Here is a 20,419-nt window from a genome sequence, read left to right on the forward strand (position 1 = left end):
AACGGCGACGGGCGCCGACCCCCGGAGGGGATCGGCGCCCGTGGCGACGTGCTGGAACGGCCCCTGCAGCGGGGGCCTCCTGCTACTTGCGGGCGGCGATCTTCTCGGTGGCGGCCGGGACGACCTGGAACAGGTCGCCGACGACGCCGAAGTCGGCCAGCTCGAAGATCGGGGCCTCGGGGTCCTTGTTGACGGCCACGATGGTCTTCGAGGTCTGCATGCCGGCGCGGTGCTGGATCGCGCCGGAGATGCCGACGGCGATGTAGAGCTGCGGCGAGACGGTCTTGCCGGTCTGCCCGACCTGGAAGCTGTGCGGGTAGAAGCCGGAGTCGACCGCGGCACGCGAGGCACCGACGGCGGCGCCGAGCGAGTCGGCCAGGGCCTCGATGATCGAGAAGTTCTCGGCGCTGGCCACACCGCGGCCACCGGAGACGACGATCGAGGCCTCGGTCAGCTCGGGCCGGTTGCTCTTCTGCTCCACGACCCGGTCGACGACGCGGGTCTGCTTCGCCTGGTCGGACAGGCTGACCTCGACCGGGACCTCCTCGCCGGCGGCGGGGGCCGGCTCGGGCGTGACCGAGTTGCCGCGCAGCGTGTAGACCGGGGTGCCGGTCGTCACCTTCGAGTGGACGATCTGCTGGCCGGCGAAGACCACCTGGGTGGCGGTGCCGTCGGCGGCGATCTCGCTGACGTCGGTCAGGAAGCCGCTGCCGGTCTTGAGCGCCAGCCGCGCGGCGATCTCCCGGCCCTCCGGGGAGGACGGGATGACGACGGCGGCCGGGGACGCCTGCTGCACCAGCTGGGCGAGCACCTCGGCCTTGGGGGCGACGAGGTACTCGTCGATCTCCGGGGACTCGGCGACGTAGACCTTCGCCGCGCCGTACTGGGCGAGCTGCTCGCGGGCGCCGGCGGCGACGCCGGGGCCGCCGGCGACGACCGCCGAGACCTCACCCAGCGCGCGTGCGGCGGTGAGGGCCTCGAGGGTGCCCTTGCGGACGGTGCCGTCGGCCGGGTTCAGCTCGACGAGGACCAGGACCTCTGCCATGGCTGTTCAGTCTCCTCTTCGCTTCGATCCGGGCCGGGTCAGACGAGCTTCTGGCCGGCGAGGAAGCCCACGAGCTCCTCGGCGCCGTTGCCCTCGTCGGTGACCTTGACGCCCTCGCCCTTCGGCGGGCGGCCGGCGAAGTCGAGGACCTGGCTGGTGGCGGTGGCGAGGCCGACGGCCGAGGCGTCCACGCCCAGGTCGGCCAGCGACCGGCTCTCCACCGGCTTCTTCTTCGCGGCCATGATCCCCTTGAAGGAGGGGTAGCGCGGCTCGTTGATGGTGTCCCAGGTGGACACGATGGCCGGCAGCGGAGCCTCCAGGGCCCAGTAGCCGCCGTCGGTCTGCCGCTCCACCCTCACCGTCGAGCCCTCGACGGTGAGCTTGCGGGCGCCGGAGACCTGCGGGATGCCCAGCCGCTCGGACAGCAGCGCCGGCATGACGCCCATCTGGCCGTCGGTCGACGTGGCGCCCATGAGGACCAGGTCGTACTCGAGCTGCTGCAGCGCCGCGGCGAGGACCGCCGAGGTCTGGATCGCGCACGAGCCGTGGATGGCGTCGTCCTGCACGTGGACGGCCTTGTCCGCGCCCATCGACAGGGCCTTGCGGATGGCGTCGGTGGCGCTGCCCGGGCCGACGGTCAGCACGGTGACCTCACCGCCCTGCGCCTCCTTGACCTGCAGCGCCTCCTCGATCGCGTACTCGTCGATCTCGTTGATGACGTTGTCCGCGGTGGCGCGGGCGACGGTGTTGTCCGACGGGTCCAGCGAACGCTGGGTGCCCGAGTCGGGGACCTGCTTGACCAGAACGACGATGTTCATCGCCAGACCTACCTCCGCAGTCGGTCATGGGGGACGCGGGCCGCGGCCCGCCTGGCTCCGATAGTGGAGGTTACTGCGGGGTAACGGGGCGGCGGAGCGGGGTGCCGGTGAGCCCGGTCACGCCGTCCAGCGGCCGGTGGCGGTGAACTCCTCGAGGACCGACCGGTACGGCGCGAGGTCCAGTCCGTGCTCGGCCACCCAGACGTCGGAGTGGTAGGTGTGCGCGTACCGCTCCCCGCCGTCGCAGAGCAGGGTGACCACGCTGCCGGTCCGGCCCTCGGCGACCATCTCCGCGACCAGCCGGAACGCGCCCCACAGGTTGGTGCCGGTCGAGCCGCCGGCCAGCCGCCCGGTCACCCGCTCCAGGTGCCGCACCGCCGCCAGCGACGCGGCGTCGGGGACGCGGATCATCCGGTCGACCACCGACGGCAGGAACGACGGCTCGACCCGCGGCCGGCCGATCCCCTCGATCCGCGACGGCATCCCCGTCGTCCAGGCCGGCTCGTCCTCCACCCAGCCGGGGAAGAACGCCGAGTTCTCCGGGTCGACGACGGCCAGGCGGGTGGGGTGCCGCCGGTAGCGCAGGTAGCGGCCGAAGGTCGCGCTGGTGCCGCCGGTGCCCGCCCCGACGACGACCCACTCCGGCACCGGGTGGCGCTCCAGGGCCATCTGCTCGAACACCGACTCGGCGATCGTGTTGTTGCCGCGCCAGTCGGTGGCCCGCTCGGCGTTGCTGAACTGGTCGAGGTAGTGCCCGCCGCACTCGGCGGCCAGCCGGCGCGCCTCGTCGTAGACGTCGGGGGCGCGGTCGACGAAGTGGCAGCGCCCGCCGGCGAACTCGATGAGCGCGACCTTCTCCGGGCTGGTCGAGGCCGGCATGACCGCGACGAACGGCAGGCCCAGCATCCGGGCGAAGTAGGCCTCGCTGACCGCCGTCGACCCGCTGGAGGCCTCGACGACGGTGCTGCCCTCGGTGATCCAGCCCGAGCACAGCGCGTGCAGGAACAGCGAGCGGGCCAGCCGGTGCTTGAGGCTGCCGGTCGGGTGGGTCGACTCGTCCTTGAGGTAGAGGTCGACGCCCCACTCCGGCGGCAGCGGGTAGACGAGCAGGTGGGTGTCGGCGCTGCGCACCGCGTCGGCCTCGACGACGGCGATCGCCCGCTCCACCCACGCCCGCCCGGCGGGGTCGGACCGGTCGACGTCGGTGACCTCGGGGCTCGGGCGCTCGCTCACCCGGCCATCCTCGTGCACCTCAGCCGGCGGCCGGGACCTCCCCCGCGGGCTCGACCAGGGCGGGGCGCTCGGCCGGGGTGACGGTGACCGCCGTCCCGGGCGTGAGGCCCTGGCTGCCGGCGCTGGGGACGTCGGCCCGCACCTCGACGCCGTCGGGCAGCGCGACCGCCAGCCGCGTGGTGGCGCCGGAGAACGTGCGGGTGACCACCCGGCCGACCCCGCGCGGGTCCTCGACCACCTCCAGCGCCTCGGGCCGCACCAGCGCGAACGCCGGGCCCGACGGCGGGGCGGCGCCGAGCACCTCGCGGCGCACGCCGAGGAACTCGACGTCGCCGTCGCCGAGGACGGCCGGGATGCGGTTCATCGTGCCGACGAAGCCCGCCACGAACGCCGTCGCCGGGCGCTCGTAGAGGTCGTCGGGGGTGGCCACCTGCTCCAGCCGGCCGGCGCGCATGACGCCGACCCGGTCGGCCACCGACAGCGCCTCGGACTGGTCGTGGGTGACGAACACGGTGGTGATGCCCAGCTCCAGCTGGATGCGGCGGATCTCCTCGCGCAGCTGCACGCGCACCTGGGCGTCGAGCGCCGACAGCGGCTCGTCGAGCAGCAGCACCTGCGGCGCCACGGCGAGCGCGCGGGCCAGCGCCACCCGCTGCTGCTGCCCGCCCGACAGCTGGTGCGGGTAGCGCTGCCCGCGGTCGGCGAGGCCGACCAGCTCCAGCAGCTCCGCGGCCCGCCCGGCGCGCTCCTCCCTGCCCCGGCGGCGCACCCGCAGCCCGAAGGCGACGTTCTCGGCCACCGTCATGTTCGGGAACAGGCTGTATGCCTGGAACACCATCCCGACGTCACGCTTCGACGGCGGGATGCCGGTGACGTCGCGGCGGTCGAACCACACCCGGCCGGCGTCGGGCGCCTCGAAGCCGGCGATCGCGCGCAGCGCCGTCGTCTTGCCGCAGCCCGAGGGCCCCAGGAGGGCGAGGAACTCCCCGCCCGCGATCTCCAGGTCCAGCCCGTCGAGGGCGAGGACGGAGCCGTAGCGGCGGGTCAGGCCCTCGAGCCGCACATCGACGCCGGGTGCCTCCCGGAGGTCGGCGGGGGCGGCGGCGCGGACGGCGGTCATGCGGGGTCCTCCTCGCGGCGCCGGCGGTCCAGCGCGGAGATGAGCAGCAGCAGCACCCAGGTCAGCAGCAGCGAGAGCACCGACACCGCCACCGACAGCCGCGGCTGCGAGCCGGAGATGCGCACGATCCAGGTGGGGAACGTCTCGAAGCCGAGGATGGCGGCGACGGTGAACTCCCCCAGCACCAGCGCGAGGGTGAGGAAGGCGGCGTTGAGCACCGACGTCCGCAGCACCGGCAGCACGACGGAGGCCATCACCCGCGGCCACGAGGCGCCGAGCACCCGGGCTGCCTCGGTCAGGGTGCGCAGCTGCGCGCCGCGGACGCCGGCGTCGAGCGCCCGGTAGACGAACGGCAGGGCCAGGACGACGTAGACGAGCACCAGGATCCACGGCAGCGCCGGCTCCTGGAGCGCGAAGAACGCCTCGGCGAGCGGGGTGCCGTAGAAGTGGTCCGGCGCCCAGGCCAGCACGCTGCGCACGCCGACCACCAGCGCGATCGGCGGCAGCAGCAGCGGCACGAGGGTGAGGAACTCGACCAGCGGGCGCAGCCGCGGCAGCCGCAGCTCCACGAGCACCACCGTGGGCACCACGAGCAGCAGCGCGACCAGCACGGTGAGGACGCCCAGCAGCAGCGAGCGGCCGAAGTTCTCGGCGAACCCCTCGGCGGTCGGGATGCTCGTGTAGGCGTCGGCGGTGACCCCGTCGCGGCCCCGGACGGTGAACCACACCGAGGCACCGAGCGGCACGAGGAAGTACAGGCCGAGGACGGCGAACACCACCCACCGCCACCGCCCCCGTCCCCGCCGGGCGGGCCGGACCGGGGTCTCCGGCTCGACGCCCCCCGCGCCGGCGACGGCGGCGGTGGACAGCCCGGTCGTCGTCGCGCTCACGCCAGCCACCGCGACGTGCGCCGCTGCACCCAGGTGTAGAAGACCATCACCAGCCCGACGAGGACGACCATCCCCAGGGCCAGCGCCTTGCCGAGGTTCTCCGCGCCGACGACGACGTTGCTCGACAGCGAGTCGGCGATCTGCAGCGTCACCAGCGGCAGGCTCGAGCCGACCAGCGCCTTGGCGGTGGCGTAGGCGGCGAACGCGGAGGCGAACAGCAGCATCGTGGCGCCGAGCACCGGCGGGGCCAGGACGGGCCCGCCGACGTACCGCCAGTACTGCCAGCGGCTGGCGCCGAGGACGTCGGAGGCCTCACGCCACTGCGGCCGCAGCGCCTCGACCGCCGGGACGATGGTCAGCACCATCAGCGGCACGAGGAAGTACAGGTACACCACCGCCAGGCCGGTCATCGAGTACAGCGAGAAGCCGGACAGGCCGAGCGTGTCGGTCAGCAGGGCCGTGACGACGCCGGCGGTGCCGATGGTGGCGATGAACGCGAACGCCAGCGGGATGCCGCCGAAGTTGGCCAGCACGCCCGAGGCGGTGAGCACCAGCCGGCGCAGCAGGCGGCCGCGGCGGGTGCCGACGACGGCGAAGGCCAGCGCCAGGCCGAGCACCGCGCCCAGCACCGCGGTGGTCGCCGACAGCTGCAGGCTGCCGAGGTAGGCGCGGGCGTAGGCGCCGCCGGTGACCGTGCCGATGTTCGCCGTCGACCAGCTCTCCTCGAAGGTGACCGGGTCGGTGGCGCGGAACGCCTCCACGGCCAGCACGCCGACCGGCAGCAGCAGGAAGAGCGCGACGTAGAGCAGGAACGGCAGGACGCCCAGCGCGGGCAGCAGCGCGCCGCGCCGGCGCCCCCTGCGGGGCGCCGGCGCGGCGGGTGCGGGTGCGGTGCTCAGCCGGAGATCTCCTGGTTCCACCGGGTGGCGACCACCTGCTGGGCGGCGCTCTCCTGCTCCTGGGTCGGGAAGTCCGCGGTGCCCTCGACCGGCGGCAGGGCGGCCAGCGCCTCGGCGTCGGCGGTCCCGGCCTCCTCCATCACCGGCAGCCGGACCGGCCGGGCGCCACCGGCCAGGTACAGGTTCTGGCCGCGGTCGCTGTAGAGGAACTCCTGCCACAGCCGCGCGGCGGCCGGGTGCGGGGCGTAGGCGCTGATCGCCTGGCTGTAGTAGCCGCCGAACAGCCCGTCGGACGGGACGGCTACCTGCCAGTCGACGCCCTGCTCGGCGAGGGTGCCGGTCAGGCCCGCGTTGAGGTAGTCCCAGTCGATCGCCAGCGGCGTCTCGCCGCTCTGGATGGTGGCCGGGGTGATCTCGACCGGGTTGAAGTTGCCGACCTCCTTGACCTGGGCGAAGAAGTCGATGCCCGGGCCGATGTCGTCGAGGCTGCCGCCGTTGGCCAGCGACGCCGCCCAGACGCCGGAGAAGGCCGCCGCGGCCTGGGTCGGGTTGCCGTTGAGCGCGACCTGGCCGGCGTACTGCGGGTCGAGCAGGTCCGCGAAGCTGGTCGGGCACTCGGCGATCACCGTGGCGTTGCAGCCGATGGAGATGTAGCCGCCGTAGTCGTTGTACCAGTGGCCCTCGGGGTCCTTCTGGCCCTCGGGGATGTCGTCCCAGGTCTCCACCTGGTAGGGCGCGAGCAGGTCCTGGGCCTGCGCCTGCCGGGCGAAGGCGGTGCCCAGGTCGAGGACGTCGGGGGCCCGGTCCTGGCCGCGCTGGCTCTCGACGGCGTTGAGCTCGTCCTGGCTGGACCCGTCGGGCGAGGCGCTGTTGACGGTGATCCCGTACTCCTCCTCGAAGGCGGAGATGATCTCGCCGTAGTTCGCCCAGTCCGGCGGCAGCGCGATGACGTTGAGCTCGCCCTCGGCCTGCGCGGCCTCGACGAGGGCGTCCATGCCCCCGAGGTCCTCGGCGGAGCGGGCACTGGCCGCGTCCGAGCCGCCCCCACCCCCGCCCGAGCCGCCGTCGTCGCCGCCGCCGCCGCAGGCGGTCAGCACGAGGGTCGCGGCCGCCAGGACGGTCGCGGTCCTCAGGGTGGGGGTGGATCGCACGGAGGTCCTCCTCGGGAGCTGTCGGACGGCCCCGGCCGGCAGGGCGGTGCGCCGTGCGGGGGGCCCGACGGATGGTGGCAGAACCGGACCGTCCGCAGGGCCGGTTCCGGTGACGGTCCGGGGAACGTTCGGCGGACCCCGGGGGTCAGCGGCCGGTGAAGGTCGCCTTGCCGGGCCCGCTCTCGAGGAAGGAGCGCATCCCGGTCTTCTGGTCCTCGGTGTCGAACAGCTCCGCGAACAGCCGGCTCTCCAGTGCCAGGCCCTGCTCGATCGGCCCGTCGAGGCCCTCGTCGATCGCCTGCTTGGCCGCGGCCAGCGCCAGCGGCGGCCCGGCGGCGAGCTTGCGCGCCATGGCGACGGCGGTGTCGTACACCTCGGCGTCCGGGACGACGGCGTCGGCCAGGCCCATCTCCAGCGCCTCCTCGGCGCCGACGTGCCGGCCGGTGAAGACGAGGTCCTTGGCCCTGGCCGGGCCGACCAGGCGGGCCAGCCGCTGGGTGCCGCCGGCGCCGGGGATGACGCCGAGCAGGATCTCGGGCTGGCCGACCTTGGCGCCGGCGCCCATGACCCGGAAGTCGGCGCACAGGGCGAGCTCGTAGCCGCCGCCGAGGGCGTAACCGGTGATGGCGGCGATGACCGGCTTGGGGATGCGGGCGACGGTGGTGAAGCTGTGGGTGAGCTCGCGGCCCCAGGCGACCATCGAGGAGCCGGTCAGCTGCGACATCGCCTTGATGTCGGCGCCGGCGGCGAACACCCGCTCCCCGCCGTAGAGCACGACGGCGCGCACGTCCGCGCGCTCGGTCGCCTCGATCGCCGCGGCCCGCACCTCGGTGTACAGCTCCTCGTCGATCGCGTTCATCTTGGGCCGGTCGAGGCGGATCGTGCCCACCCCGTCCTCCACCGACAGGGTCACGAACTCGGGCGCTGCCATGCACGGCCTCCAGCGAGGGGACGACGTCGTCGCCTGGACCCTAACCAGACGGCCGCCGGTCACCCCCGGCGACGGGCGGTGAAGCGGCCGTCGGAACGCTCGAGCGCCAGCGGCAGGCCGAACGTCTCCGACAGCAGCTCGGCGGTGATCACCTGTTCCAGCGGGCCCGAGGCGACCACCGCGCCCTGCCGCAGCAGCAGCGCGTGCGTGTACCCGGGCGGGATCTCCTCGACGTGGTGGGTGACCAGCACCTGCGCCGGGGCGTAGACGTAGGTGGCGAGGTCCGACAGCCGGCTCACCAGGTCCTCGCGGCCACCCAGGTCCAGGCCCGCGCCGGGCTCGTCGAGCAGCAGCAGCTCCGGGTCGGGCATCAGCGCGCGGGCGATCTGCACCCGCTTGCGCTCCCCCTCGCTGAGGGTGCCGAAGGGCCGGTGCGCGATCCGCTGCACGCCCCACTGCTGCATGAGCGTCGCGGCGCGGGTGAGGTCGTGGATGTCGTAGCGCTCCCGCGCGCGGCCGACGATCGCGTACCCGGCGGACAGGACGACGTCGCCGGTGCGCTCCCCCGCCTCGATCCGCTGCGCCAGCGCGGCGCTGGTCAGGCCGATCCGCGGGCGCAGCTCGAAGACGTCGACCGCGCCCATCGTCTCGCCCAGCAGCCGCACCTCACCCCGCGTCGGGTGCATGTGGGCCCCCGCCAGCTGCAGCAGCGTCGTCTTGCCCGCGCCGTTCGGGCCGAGCACCACCCACCGCTGCTCGGGCCGGACGAGCCAGTCCACCCCCCGCAGCAGGTGCGACTGCCCGCGGACGACGTCCACGCCGCGCATCTCGACGACCGGTTCTGCTCCGCCGACGGCGGCACTGCTGGACACGACCCCATCCAACCAACCCGCCCGCCTGCACCCGGGGAGGTGGCGGTCTTGGCACGATCGCCCGGTGACCACCAGCGAGGACGTCGAGGTCTGGCCGGGCTCCCCCGCTCCCCTGGGCGCGCACTGGGACGGCACCGGCACGAACTTCGCGCTGTGGTCGGCCGGCGCCACCGCCGTCGACCTGTGCCTGTTCGACGACGACGGCTTCGAGCACCGGCACCGGCTGCAGGAGACCACCCACCAGGTCTGGCACGGGCGGCTGCCCGGCGTCGGACCCGGCCAGCGCTACGGCTACCGGGTGCACGGGCCCTGGGACCCCGGCGCCGGCCACCGGTGGAACGCCGCCAAGCTGCTGCTGGACCCCTACGCCCGCGCCGTCGACGGCGACCTGACGCTGCACCCGGCGCTGTTCGCCTACCGCGCCGACGGCCCCGACACCGGCCCGGCCGACCCACGGGACTCCGCGCCGTACGTGCCGCGCGGCGTCGTCGTCCACGACTCCTTCCCCTGGGACGGCGACCGGCGGCCGGCCACCTCGTGGTCGGACACCGTCGTCTACGAGGTGCACGTCAAGGGCGCGACCATGCGCCACCCGGGCGTGCCGCCGGCGCTGCGCGGCACCTACGCGGGGCTGGCGCACCCGGCGTTCGTCGAGCACCTGGTGGGCCTGGGCGTCACCACCGTCGAGCTGCTGCCGGTGCACCACTTCGTCAGCGAGCCGCACCTGCTGCGCCGCGGGCTGACCAACTACTGGGGCTACAACACCCTCGGCTACTTCGCCCCGCACGCCGCCTACAGCTCGGCCGGGTCCGGCGGGGCGCAGGTCACCGAGTTCAAGGCGATGGTGAAGGCCCTGCACGCGGCCGGCATCGAGGTGGTCCTCGACGTCGTCTACAACCACACCGCCGAGGGCGACCACACCGGGCCGTCGCTGTCGCTCAAGGGCATCGACAACGGGGGCTACTACCGGCTCAACGGCGAGAACCGGGCCCGCTACACCGACTACACCGGCTGCGGGAACACCCTCGACGTCCGCCGGCCGCAGGTGCTCGCGATGCTCATGGACTCCCTGCGGTACTGGGTCACCGAGATGCACGTCGACGGCTTCCGGTTCGACCTCGCCGCCGCGCTGGCCCGGTCCTTCCACGACGTCGACCGGCTGTCGGCGTTCTTCGACGTCGTCCACCAGGACCCCGTCGTCAGCCAGGTGAAGCTCATCGCCGAGCCGTGGGACATCGGCGAGGGCGGCTACCAGGTGGGCAACTTCCCGCCGCTGTGGACCGAGTGGAACGGCCGCTACCGCGACACGGTGCGCGACGTGTGGGCCGGTTCCCACGTCGGCGTGCGCGACCTGGCCTACCGGCTGACCGGCTCCTCGGACCTCTACCGCTCCGACGGCCGCCGCCCGTTCGCCAGCGTCAACTTCGTCACCGCCCACGACGGGTTCACCCTCACCGACCTGGTCACCTACGAGCGCAAGCGCAACGAGGCCAACGGCGAGGACAACCGGGACGGCGAGAGCCACAACCGCAACTGGAACTGCGGCGTCGAGGGGCCCACCGACGACCCCGGGGTGCAGGCGCTGCGCGCCCGCCAGGTGCGCAACCTGCTGACGACGCTGCTGCTGTCGACCGGCGTCCCGATGCTCACCGCCGGCGACGAGCTCGGCCGCACCCAGGGCGGCAACAACAACGCCTACTGCCAGGACAACGCGGTGTCCTGGATCGACTGGGACGCCGCCGACGGGGACCTGCTCGCCTTCGTCCGCCGGCTGCTGCGGGTGCGCCGCGACTCGCCGGTGCTGCGCCAGGAGGCGTTCTTCGAGGGCCACGAGATCCCGGGCACCGGCGGCACCCGCGACGTGGCCTGGTTCGCGCCCGGCGGCGGGCAGCTGACCACCGCGGACTGGTTCGACACCGGCCTGCAGACGGTCGGCATGTACCTCGACGGCCGCGGCATCCGGCACCGCGACGAGCGCGGCCGCCCGGTGGTCGACGACTCCTACCTCGTCCAGCTGCACGCCGGGCCGGACCCGGTGACGGTGCAGCTGCCGGGGGCGCCGTGGTCCGACGGCTACGAGCTCGTGCTGAGCACCGAGTACCCGACTGGGGCGCCGCCGCGGCCGGCCGTCGTCGCGCCCGGGGCGATCGAGGTGCCGCCGCGCACCGTCTGGCTGCTGCGCGTCCTGCGCCGCCCGCATGATCAGGTGAGCTGATCGTGCGGCGTCCTGGCTCACCGTCGACGCTGAGCCAGGACGCGTTCCGGTGAGCCAGGACGGCCCCGCAGACGGCGAGAGCCCCGGTCCGCGGTGGACCGGGGCTCTCGCCGTGTCGTTCAGTCCTGGGGCTGCTCGTAGGTGATGACCGTCCAGCCGAGCAGGAGGCGGTCGCCGTCGGAGAGCGGGTGGGCGACGCCCGGCTCGAGCTGGGTCCACTCGGTGGCCTCGGGGCCCGCGACGTGGGTGCCGTTGAGCGAGCCGAGGTCGGTGAGCGTGACCTCGCGGCCGGAGCGCTGGATGGCCGCGTGCGCCGAGGACAGCACGTTCTGCGTGTCGGCGATCGGCACCGGCCGGGCGTTGCCGGCGGTCACCAGCTCGTGGCTGTCGGGACGGCGGCCGAGGACGAGGTCCTCGTCGACGGTGACGACCAGGCCGTCGTCGAAGCGCAGCACTGGCGCGGCGGCGGCGTCGGGCTTCCAGAACGCCGTCTCCTCGCCGCCGTCGTCGACGCGGGTGGACCCCTGCCCCGACACCGAGGACCCGACCGGGGCGCCGTAGGACGGCGCGGCGGCGAAGCCGGCGTCCGAGCCCGCGCTGAACGACGACGCCGGCGCGTGGGTGGCCGGCGGGACGGCGGCCGGGGCGGAGGAGGCCGCCGCGAGCTGCAGCAGCGCGCCGGCGCCGGGGACCGCCCCCTCGACGAGGTCGTAGGCGACGCCCGGCGGCATCTGCGGCGTGGCCTGGCCCGGGCCCACGTAGAGCGTGGCGCCGAGCGGGAACCCGGCGGCCAGGCTGCACCCGTCGGCCGGCTGGCCGGAGACCGGGACGCCGTCGACGGCCGGCTGGCCCTTGCCGGACCACAGCGCGACGCCGGTGCCCGTGCCGTCGCCGGTGTCGACGAGGACGAGCGCGAAGGAGGCCGAGCCGCCCCCGAGCGCGGGCACCTGGGCGGCGACCGCCGCGAGGACGCGGTCGGCGCCGGGGCCGGACACACCCAGGCAGGCGTGCAGGGCGGCGACCAGGGCCGGCGAGCCGGGTGCGTCGACCCAGAGCAGTCCCCCGCCGCGACGGGCCACGAGGGCGTCTCCGGGCAGGACTTCACAGCGGTCGGGCATGCGCGCCAGCCTAGTGACCGCACGCCGCCGTGCGTGGTCCGGCCGCACCGCCACGCCGCCCGTGGGGACGCTGCGACCGGCGTGACGGATGAGCCTCCGGTCAGGCGGAACGGACCAGGCCCAGCTCCGCGGGGTCGGCCAGGTGCTCGGAGTGCGGCAGCACGCGCACCGTGTACCCGAACGCGCCGGTGCGCTCGAGCGGCAGCGTCGCGGTGAACCAGTGCCGCGAGCCCTCGGTGTGCTCGTGCCGCATCGGCACCGTCGTCACCTCGTGCAGGCCGTCGGCGTCGTCGACCCGCCCGTAGGCCGCCTGCACCTCGACGTCGGCCGGGGTGAGGTGCGGCAGCTCCACCTCCGCGCGCAGCGCCAGGGTCGAGCCGATCTCCGGGGTGTCACCGGCGCCGGTGGCCTCCACGTGCGCGACCCGCACGCCCGTCCAGTTCTCCAGCAGGTGCGCCCGCCACTGCGCCTCGGCCCGCGCCGGCGCGTACCCGCCGTCGGCCATGGTCCGCGACGAACCCGCCGCCGGCACGTACAGCCGCTCGACGTAGTCGCGCACCATCCGGGTGGCGAGCACCTTGGGGCCGGTCTCGCGCAGCGTGTGCCGCACCATCTCGACCCAGCGGGTGGGGATGCCGTCGCGGTCGGTCTCGTAGAACCGCGGCAGCACCTGGGTGGACAGCAGGTCGTAGATGGCCCGCGCCTCGACGTCGTCGCGCCGCTCGGGGTCGGTGACGCCGTCGGCGGTGGGGATCGCCCAGCCGTTCTGGCCGTCGAACCACTCGTCCCACCAGCCGTCGCGGATGGAGAGGTTGAGCCCACCGTTGAGCGCGGCCTTCATGCCCGAGGTGCCGCAGGCCTCCAGCGGCCGCAGCGGGTTGTTCAGCCAGACGTCGCAGCCCCAGTAGAGGTAGCGGGCCATCCCGATGTCGTAGCCGGGCAGGAACGCGATGCGGTGCCGGATCGCGGGGTCGTCGGCGAACTTCACCATCTGCTGGATCAGCTGCTTGCCGCCGTCGTCGGCCGGGTGGCTCTTGCCGGCGATGACCAGCTGGACCGGCCGCTCCTCGTCGAGCAGCAGGGCCCGCAGCCGCTCCGGGTCCCGCAGCATGAGGGTCAGCCGCTTGTAGGAGGGCACCCGGCGGGCGAAGCCGATGGTGAGGACGTCGGGGTCGAAGGCGGTGTCGGTCCAGCGCACCTCGGCCTCGGCCGCGCCGCGGGAGCGCGCCGTCTCGCGCAGCCGGCGGCGCACCTCCTCGACCAGCCGGCCGCGCAGCACCCGGCGGGTGTTCCACAGCTCCAGCGCCGGGATCCGGTCGACGCCGTCGAACGACGCCGGCCCGGTGCCCTCGAACGGGTCGCCGTCGCTGGAGGTCTGGGTGCCGAGCTCGACCAGCTCCCGGGCGGTCCAGGTAGGCGCGTGCACGCCGTTGGTGATGGAGGTGATCGGCACGTCGGCCTCGTCGAAGCCCGGCCACAGCGGGTTGAACATCGACCGGCTGACGTGCCCGTGCAGCTCGCTGACGCCGTTGGCCCGCTGCCCCAGCCGCAGGCCCATGTGCGCCATGTTGAACTTCGTCGGGTCGTCCTCGGCGCCGAGCGGGATGAGCTGCTCGAGCGGGACGCCGAACCCGGCGAAGTACCGCTCGATGAGCGCCCGCGGGAACCGGTCGATGCCGGCGGGCACCGGGGTGTGCGTGGTGAACACCGTGCCGGCGCGGACGGCCTGCAGCGCCTCGGCGAAGGACAGCCCGTGCGACTCGGTGAGCTCGCGGATCCGCTCGACGCCCTGGAAGCCCGCGTGGCCCTCGTTGGCGTGGAACACCTCCGGCTGCGGGGTGCCGGTGAGCTGGCAGTAGGCGCGCAGCGCCCGGACGCCGCCGATGCCGAGCAGCATCTCCTGGCGCAGCCGGTGGTCCTCGTCGCCGCCGTAGAGCCGGTCGGTGACCCCGCGCTCGGCCGGGGCGTTCTCCTCGATGTCGCTGTCGAGCAGCAGCAGCGACACCCGGCCGACCTGCGCCCGCCACACGTGGGCGTGCAGGGTGCGGCCCTCGGGCAGCGGCACGGTGATGACGACGGCGGACCCGTCGGGCTGGCGCAGCAGCTTGACCGGCAGGCCGTGCGGGTCCAGCGACGGGTAGTGCTCCAGCTGCCAGCCGTCGGCCGACAGCCCCTGCTCGAAGTAGCCGGCCCGGTACAGCAGGCCGACGCCGATCAGCGGGACGCCGAGGTCGGAGGCGGCCTTGAGGTGGTCGCCGGCGAGGATGCCCAGGCCGCCGGAGTACTGCGGCAGCACCTCGGTGATGCCGAACTCCGCGGAGAAGTAGGCGATGCTGCGCGGCGCCTCGGGGCCCAGCGACTGGTACCAGTGCTCGGAGGACAGGTAGTCGTCGAGGTCGTCGACGACGTCCTTGAGGCGGCGGAGGAACCGGCGGTCGGTCGACAGCGTGGCCAGCCGCTCGGCCGACACCTCGCCCAGGACTTTCACCGGGTCGTTGTTGCAGGTCCGCCACAACTCGGGGTCCAGCGCCTCGAACAGGTCGCGGGTCTCCGGGTGCCACGACCAGCGGAGGTTCATGACCAGCTGGGACAGCGGCATGAGGGCCTCGGGCAGGGCCGCCCGGACGGTGAACCGACGCAGAGCTCGCACGCGGGGAGCCTAGCCAGCAGGGCGCGTCCGGACAGGTCGGGCGCACCACACGGGCGGGGCCGGGCACCCGGCCGGGGACGTCTCGGCGGCCGAGGTGTGACCGGTGCCGGAGGTGGATAGCGTGGTCGGGATGACTCGCCGCGCTGACCTCCGCCTCGGCATCACCGATGTCGCCCCCGTCGTGTCCTGCGGGTCGTTCTCGGCCCGCGCCGTGGTCGGCGAGCACCTGCCGGTCACCGCCACCGTCTTCCGGGAGGGCCACGACGCCGTCGCGGCCGACGTCGTCTGGACCGCTCCGGACGGCACCCGCGGACCCCTCAACCGCATGCGCCGCTTCGGCGCGGAGCCCGACCGGTGGATCACCACCGTGGTGCCCGACCGGGAGGGGCGCTGGACGTTCCGGGTCGAGGCGTGGAGCGACCCGCTGGCCACCTGGCACCACGCCGTCGAGGTGAAGATCGAGGCCGGCCAGGGCCCCGGGGAGCTGGCCAACGACCTCGAGGAGGGCGCGCGGCTGCTCGAGCGGGTCGCCGAGGGTGCCGACGACGAGTGGCGCGGCCGCCTCGGCGACGCCGTCGCGGCCCTGCGCGACACCTCCCGCACGCTGCCCGACCGGGTCGCGCCCGCGCTGGCCGCCGGGGTGCAGCGCTACCTCGACGAGCACCCGGTCCGCGAGCTGGTCACCCCGACGCCGGAGTACGAGGTGTGGGTCGACCGGCCGCGCGCGCTCTACGGCTCCTGGTACGAGTTCTTCCCCCGCTCCGAGGGCCCCGTCGTCGGCGGCGTCCCCGCGCACGGCACGTTCCAGACCGCGGGCGACCGGCTGCCGGCCGTCGCCGAGATGGGCTTCGACGTCGTCTACCTGCCGCCGATCCACCCGATCGGCAAGGTCAACCGCAAGGGCCCCAACACGCCGCAGTTCCCCGGCGGCAACCCGCACGAGGTCGGCCCGGACGACGTCGGCTCGCCGTGGGCGATCGGCAGCGACGAGGGCGGCCACGACGCCGTCCACCCGCAGCTGGGCACGATGGAGGACTTCCGCGCCTTCGTCACCCGCACCCGCGGCCTGGGCATGGAGGTGGCGCTGGACCTGGCGCTGCAGGCCGCGCCGGACCACCCGTGGGTCAAGGAGCACCCGGAGTGGTTCACCACCAAGCCCGACGGGACCATCGCCTACGCGGAGAACCCGCCGAAGAAGTACCAGGACATCTACCCGGTCAACTTCGACAACGACCCCGAGGGCATCTACGCCGAGGTGCTGCGGGTGGTGCGGGTCTGGATGGACGCCGGCGTGCGGATCTTCCGGGTCGACAACCCGCACACCAAGCCGCTGGACTTCTGGCACTGGCTGATCTGGAAGGTCAAGGAGACCGACCCGGACGTGCTCTTCCTCGCCGAGGCCTTCACGCGGCCGGCGATGATGCACCAGCTGGCGCGCATCGGGTTCACCCAGTCCTACACGTACTTCACGTGGCGGACCGCGCGCGCCGAGATCGAGGACTACGGCCGCGAGCTCGCCACCAACGCGCACTACATGCGGCCGAACTTCTTCGTGAACACCCCGGACATCCTGCACGCGAGCCTGCAGTACGGCGGCCCGCCGATGTTCAAGATCCGCGCGGTGCTCGCGTCGATGATGAGCCCGACCTGGGGCGTCTACTCCGGGTACGAGCTCTACGAGCACGTGGCGGTGCGGCCGGGCAGCGAGGAGTACCTCGACAGCGAGAAGTACCGGCTGCGCCCACGCGACTGGGCCGGCGCCGAGGCGGCCGGCCGCAGCCTGGCGCCCTACCTGCGCAGGCTCAACGAGATCCGCCGCGCGCACCCGGCGCTGCAGCAGCTGCGGACGCTGCGGTTCCACCCGGTCGACAACCCGAACCTCATCTGCTTCTCCAAGACCGACCCGGGGTCGCAGGACGCCGTCCTCGTGGTCTGCGCCCTCGACAGCCAGAACCGGCAGATCGGGACGACGGCGCTGGACATGCCGACCCTCGGCCTGGACTGGCACGAGCGGTTCGGCGTCACCGACGAGATCACCGGCGCCCGCTACGACTGGGGCCAGTTCAACTACGTGGAGCTGGACCCCTACTGGGAGCCCGCGCACGTGTTCTCGGTCCACCTGCCCCGGCCGGTGACCTGGCCGCCGCCGGTCAGCTGATCCCCTCCCCACCCACGACGACCAGCGAGGGCTCCCCGCACCGATGACGCTCCCCGTGCCCGCTCCCGACAGCGGCGCATCCGGCCTGCCCGCACGCGGCACCGACCCGCTGTGGTTCAAGCGCGCCGTGTTCTACGAGGTCCTGGTCCGCGGCTTCGCCGACAGCAACGCCGACGGCGTGGGCGACCTCCGCGGCATGATGGACAAGCTCGACTACCTGCAGTGGCTCGGCGTCGACTGCCTCTGGCTGCCGCCGTTCTTCGCCTCGCCGCTGCGGGACGGCGGCTACGACGTCAGCGACTACACCGCCGTGCTGCCGGAGTTCGGCGACATCGACGACTTCCGCGAGCTGCTGCACGCCGCCCACGCCCGCGGCATCCGCGTGATCATCGACTTCGTCATGAACCACACCTCGGACCAGCACCCCTGGTTCCAGGCCAGCCGCAGCGACCCCGAGGGCCCCTACGGCGACTTCTACGTGTGGGCCGACGACGACACCGGCTACGCCGACGCGCGGATCATCTTCGTCGACACCGAGTCGTCCAACTGGACGTTCGACCCGGTGCGCAAGCAGTACTTCTGGCACCGCTTCTTCTCGCACCAGCCGGACCTCAACTTCGAGAACCCGAAGGTGCAGGAGGCGATCATCGACGCCCTGCGCTTCTGGCTGGACCTGGGCATCGACGGCTTCCGCCTCGACGCCGTCCCCTACCTGTTCGAGGAGGAGGGGACCAACGGGGAGAACCTCCCCCGCACCCACGAGTTCCTCAAGCACGTGCGCAAGGTGGTCGACGCCGACTACCCCGACCGCGTGCTGCTGTGCGAGGCCAACCAGTGGCCGGCCGACGTCGTCGAGTACTTCGGCGAGGACGGCGACGAGTGCCAGATGGCCTTCCACTTCCCGGTGATGCCGCGCCTGTTCATGGCCGCCCGCCGGGAGCAGCGGTTCCCGATCTCGGAGATCATGGCCCAGACGCCGCCGATCCCCGACAACTGCCAGTGGGGCATCTTCCTGCGCAACCACGACGAGCTGACCCTCGAGATGGTCACCGACGAGGAGCGCGACTACATGTGGGCGGAGTACGCCAAGGACCCCCGCATGAAGGCCAACATCGGCATCCGCCGCCGGCTGGCGCCGCTGCTGGAGAACGACACCAACACCCTCGAGCTGTTCAACGCGCTGCTGCTCTCGCTGCCCGGCTCGCCGGTCCTCTACTACGGCGACGAGATCGGCATGGGCGACAACATCTGGCTCGGCGACCGCGACGGCGTCCGCACGCCGATGCAGTGGACGCCCGACCGCAACGGCGGCTTCTCCACCGCCGACCCGCAGCGGATGTACCTGCCGCTCAACCAGGACCCGGTCTACGGCTACCAGACCACGAACGTCGAGGCGCAGCTGCGCAACACCAACTCGATGCTGCAGTGGATCCGCCGGATGATCGCCGTCCGCAAGGAGCACCCGACCTTCGGCCTGGGCAGCTACGAGGAGGTCGGCTCGCGCAACCCCACGGTGCTGTCGTTCGTCCGCGAGTTCGGCGACGACGTGGTGCTGTGCGTCAACAACCTGTCCCGCTTCCCGCAGCCGGTGGAGCTGGACCTGCGCCGGTTCGAGGGCTACACGCCCATCGAGCTCACCGGCCGGGTCGAGTTCCCGCAGATCGGCGTGCTGCCCTACATGCTCACCCTGGCCGGGCACGGCTTCTACTGGTTCGAGCTGGCCAAGCCGGTGGAGCCGGTCGAGGAGCCGGCCGCGGAGCCCGAGGCCGCCACCAGCCCGGTCGCCGACTCGCTGCTGGCCGCCGGCCTGGTCAGCGAGGCCGAGGAGATCCCCGGCGACAGCGACACCCGGACCGGCGACGACGTCCCGCCCAGCAGCGGAGGACCCCGATGAGCGGAGCAGCCGAATGAGCAAGGCCCTGGCCGACGTCCTGCGCGAGTGGATGCCGCACCAGCGCTGGTTCGGTGGCAAGGGCCGGGAGTGGGCCGACGTCACCGAGGAGGGCTTCTTCCTCTCGCGGTCCGAGCCGGTCCTGTCGGTGCACCGCGTGCGGGTGACCTACGCCGACGGCGCCGTCGAGACCTATCTGGTGCCGCTGTCGTGGCGGGCGCACCCGGAGGAGGACCTGTCCTCCGCGCTCGTGGGCGCCGTCCCTGCCAAGGGCGCGGACGGGACCGACCGCGAGAACTACGCCTACGACGCGCTGCGCGACCGCGACGCCACCCCGCCGTGGCTGACGCACCTGGTCGCCGCCTCCACGGTGGGGCCGATGCACTTCCACCCGGCCGGCGTCGCGCCGATCCCCGAGGGCGTGCCCGGCGACGTCGTCTCGACCGAGCAGAGCAACACCTCGCTGGTCTACGGCCAGGACGCCATCTTCAAGCTGTTCCGCCGGCTCGAGCCCGGGCTCAACCCCGACGTCGAGATCGGCCAGGCGCTGCGCAAGACGGAGAACCCGCACATCGCGCCGCTGCTCGGGTACATCGAGATCGACGACCCGGACGGCGGCGAGCCGGCCACGGCCGCGATGCTGCAGACCTTCGTCCGCGGCGCCAGCGACGGGTGGCGCCTGGCCACCGCCAGCGTCCGCGACCTCTACGCGGAGGGCGACCTGCACGCCGACGAGGTCGGGGGCGACTTCGCCGCCGACAGCGAGCGGCTGGGCGCGGCCACCGCCTCGGTGCACGCCGACCTCGCCCGCGTCCTGGACACCGAGCCGGCCGACCGGGAGTGGTTCGCCGCCACCGCGCGGGCGATGACCGACCGGCTGGAGGCGGCGCTGGCCGTCGTCCCGCAGCTGGAGGAGCACCTCGAGGGCCTGCGCGCCGTCTACGCCGCGGTGGCCGACAGCCCGGAGGAGGTGGTGCGCCAGCGGGTGCACGGCGACTTCCACCTGGGCCAGGTGCTGCGGACCGCGACCGGCTGGGTGGTGCTCGACTTCGAGGGCGAGCCGGCCCGGCCCCTGGCCGAGCGGCGGCAGCTGGACAGCCCGCTGCGCGACGTCGCGGGGATGCTGCGCAGCTTCGACTACGCCGCCCGGCACATGCTCGTCGAGCAGCCCGACGACCCCCAGCGCGCCTACCGGGCGCAGGAGTGGGCCGTGCGCAACCGCGGCGCGTTCTGCGCGGGCTACTCGGCGGCCAGCGGGATCGACCCGTGCGGGGACTCCCCCCTCCTGCGGGCCTTCGAGGCGGACAAGGCGGTCTACGAGTGCGTCTACGAGGCGCGCAACCGGCCGAACTGGCTGATGATCCCGCTGCACTCGCTGTCCCGGCTCACCGCCGCGAGCACCTGACCCCACCCCAGACGACGACGCAC

Annotated in this window: 15 protein-coding genes; 4 read left to right on the top strand and 11 right to left on the bottom strand. The window is 73.6% G+C overall.

Annotation, left to right across the window (positions count from 1 at the left end):
• Window positions 1-82: 82 nt before the first annotated feature.
• The 9 genes from ACI79B_RS04110 to ACI79B_RS04150 form a co-directional block, all read right to left on the bottom strand.
• Window positions 83-1,045 (bottom strand): electron transfer flavoprotein subunit alpha/FixB family protein, encoded by a 963-nt coding sequence (locus tag ACI79B_RS04110; protein WP_456929154.1) that lies wholly within the window; start codon window positions 1,043-1,045, stop codon window positions 83-85.
• A 38-nt stretch (window positions 1,046-1,083) separates the two neighbouring features.
• The gene (locus ACI79B_RS04115) at window positions 1,084-1,863 is read right to left on the bottom strand and encodes an electron transfer flavoprotein subunit beta/FixA family protein (protein WP_456929153.1); all 780 of its coding nucleotides are present in this window, start codon (window positions 1,861-1,863) and stop codon (window positions 1,084-1,086) included.
• Window positions 1,864-1,980: 117 nt separating this feature from the next.
• Window positions 1,981-3,096: an L-cysteine desulfhydrase Cds1 gene (gene cds1, locus ACI79B_RS04120; RefSeq protein WP_456929152.1), complete on the bottom strand. Its 1,116-nt coding sequence runs from the start codon at window positions 3,094-3,096 to the stop codon at window positions 1,981-1,983.
• A 19-nt stretch (window positions 3,097-3,115) separates the two neighbouring features.
• Window positions 3,116-4,216 carry an ABC transporter ATP-binding protein gene (locus tag ACI79B_RS04125; protein ID WP_456929151.1) on the bottom strand — a complete coding sequence of 367 codons (1,101 nt, stop codon included), beginning with the start codon at window positions 4,214-4,216 and terminating at the stop codon, window positions 3,116-3,118.
• The gene (locus ACI79B_RS04130) at window positions 4,213-5,106 is read right to left on the bottom strand and encodes an ABC transporter permease subunit (protein WP_456929150.1); all 894 of its coding nucleotides are present in this window, start codon (window positions 5,104-5,106) and stop codon (window positions 4,213-4,215) included. The genes ACI79B_RS04125 and ACI79B_RS04130 overlap by 4 nt, the downstream gene beginning before the upstream one ends.
• Entirely contained in the window at window positions 5,103-6,026 is a 924-nt protein-coding gene (locus ACI79B_RS04135; RefSeq protein WP_456929149.1) for an ABC transporter permease, read from the bottom strand. The genes ACI79B_RS04130 and ACI79B_RS04135 overlap by 4 nt, the downstream gene beginning before the upstream one ends.
• Window positions 6,002-7,156, bottom strand: coding sequence for an ABC transporter substrate-binding protein (locus tag ACI79B_RS04140; RefSeq protein WP_456929148.1), 1,155 nt, complete (start codon window positions 7,154-7,156; stop codon window positions 6,002-6,004). Before ACI79B_RS04140 ends, ACI79B_RS04135 begins: the two co-directional genes overlap by 25 nt.
• Before the next feature lie 145 nt (window positions 7,157-7,301).
• Window positions 7,302-8,087, bottom strand: a complete 786-nt coding sequence (locus tag ACI79B_RS04145; RefSeq protein ID WP_456929147.1) for an enoyl-CoA hydratase/isomerase family protein — start codon at window positions 8,085-8,087, stop codon at window positions 7,302-7,304.
• Window positions 8,088-8,146: 59 nt separating this feature from the next.
• Window positions 8,147-8,959 carry an ABC transporter ATP-binding protein gene (locus ACI79B_RS04150; RefSeq protein ID WP_456929146.1) on the bottom strand — a complete coding sequence of 271 codons (813 nt, stop codon included), beginning with the start codon at window positions 8,957-8,959 and terminating at the stop codon, window positions 8,147-8,149.
• A 64-nt stretch (window positions 8,960-9,023) separates the two neighbouring features.
• Here ACI79B_RS04150 and glgX point away from each other — a divergent pair, with 64 nt between their 5' ends.
• Entirely contained in the window at window positions 9,024-11,174 is a 2,151-nt protein-coding gene (gene glgX / locus ACI79B_RS04155; protein WP_456929145.1) for a glycogen debranching protein GlgX, read from the top strand.
• A gap of 119 nt (window positions 11,175-11,293) precedes the next feature.
• Here glgX and ACI79B_RS04160 read toward each other — a convergent pair whose 3' ends face one another.
• Together ACI79B_RS04160 and glgP are read right to left on the bottom strand one after the other, a co-directional pair.
• Window positions 11,294-12,292 (bottom strand): FHA domain-containing protein, encoded by a 999-nt coding sequence (locus ACI79B_RS04160; RefSeq protein WP_456929144.1) that lies wholly within the window; start codon window positions 12,290-12,292, stop codon window positions 11,294-11,296.
• Between the two features lie 100 nt (window positions 12,293-12,392).
• Window positions 12,393-14,942, bottom strand: a complete 2,550-nt coding sequence (gene glgP / locus ACI79B_RS04165) for an alpha-glucan family phosphorylase (RefSeq protein WP_456929143.1) — start codon at window positions 14,940-14,942, stop codon at window positions 12,393-12,395.
• 130 nt (window positions 14,943-15,072) lie between these two features.
• On the opposite strand from glgP, the gene ACI79B_RS04170 reads away from it, so the two are divergent.
• From ACI79B_RS04170 to ACI79B_RS04180, 3 genes are read left to right on the top strand one after another with little or no spacing between them, the layout of a single operon-like run.
• Window positions 15,073-17,100 (top strand): alpha-1,4-glucan--maltose-1-phosphate maltosyltransferase, encoded by a 2,028-nt coding sequence (locus ACI79B_RS04170; RefSeq protein WP_456929142.1) that lies wholly within the window; start codon window positions 15,073-15,075, stop codon window positions 17,098-17,100.
• A 55-nt stretch (window positions 17,101-17,155) separates the two neighbouring features.
• On the top strand, window positions 17,156-18,994 hold the full coding sequence (gene treS, locus ACI79B_RS04175; protein ID WP_456929141.1) for a maltose alpha-D-glucosyltransferase: 1,839 nt from the start codon (window positions 17,156-17,158) through the stop codon (window positions 18,992-18,994).
• 13 nt (window positions 18,995-19,007) lie between these two features.
• Window positions 19,008-20,396 carry a maltokinase N-terminal cap-like domain-containing protein gene (locus ACI79B_RS04180; RefSeq protein ID WP_456929140.1) on the top strand — a complete coding sequence of 463 codons (1,389 nt, stop codon included), beginning with the start codon at window positions 19,008-19,010 and terminating at the stop codon, window positions 20,394-20,396.
• Window positions 20,397-20,419 lie beyond the last annotated feature (23 nt).

Source organism: Geodermatophilus sp. SYSU D00879 (assembly GCF_054050375.1).

Bases quoted from the DNA above. Each gene is read 5' to 3' on its own strand.
- ACI79B_RS04110 (WP_456929154.1), bottom strand. From the start codon at position 1,045: ATGGCAGAGGTCCTGGTCCTCGTCGAGCTGAACCCGGCCGACGGCACC.
- ACI79B_RS04145 (WP_456929147.1), bottom strand. From the start codon at position 8,087: ATGGCAGCGCCCGAGTTCGTGACCCTGTCGGTGGAGGACGGGGTGGGC.
- ACI79B_RS04180 (WP_456929140.1), top strand. From the start codon at position 19,008: ATGAGCAAGGCCCTGGCCGACGTCCTGCGCGAGTGGATGCCGCACCAG.
- ACI79B_RS04115 (WP_456929153.1), bottom strand. From the start codon at position 1,863: ATGAACATCGTCGTTCTGGTCAAGCAGGTCCCCGACTCGGGCACCCAG.
- ACI79B_RS04170 (WP_456929142.1), top strand. From the start codon at position 15,073: ATGACTCGCCGCGCTGACCTCCGCCTCGGCATCACCGATGTCGCCCCC.
- ACI79B_RS04160 (WP_456929144.1), bottom strand. From the start codon at position 12,292: ATGCCCGACCGCTGTGAAGTCCTGCCCGGAGACGCCCTCGTGGCCCGT.
- ACI79B_RS04125 (WP_456929151.1), bottom strand. From the start codon at position 4,216: ATGACCGCCGTCCGCGCCGCCGCCCCCGCCGACCTCCGGGAGGCACCC.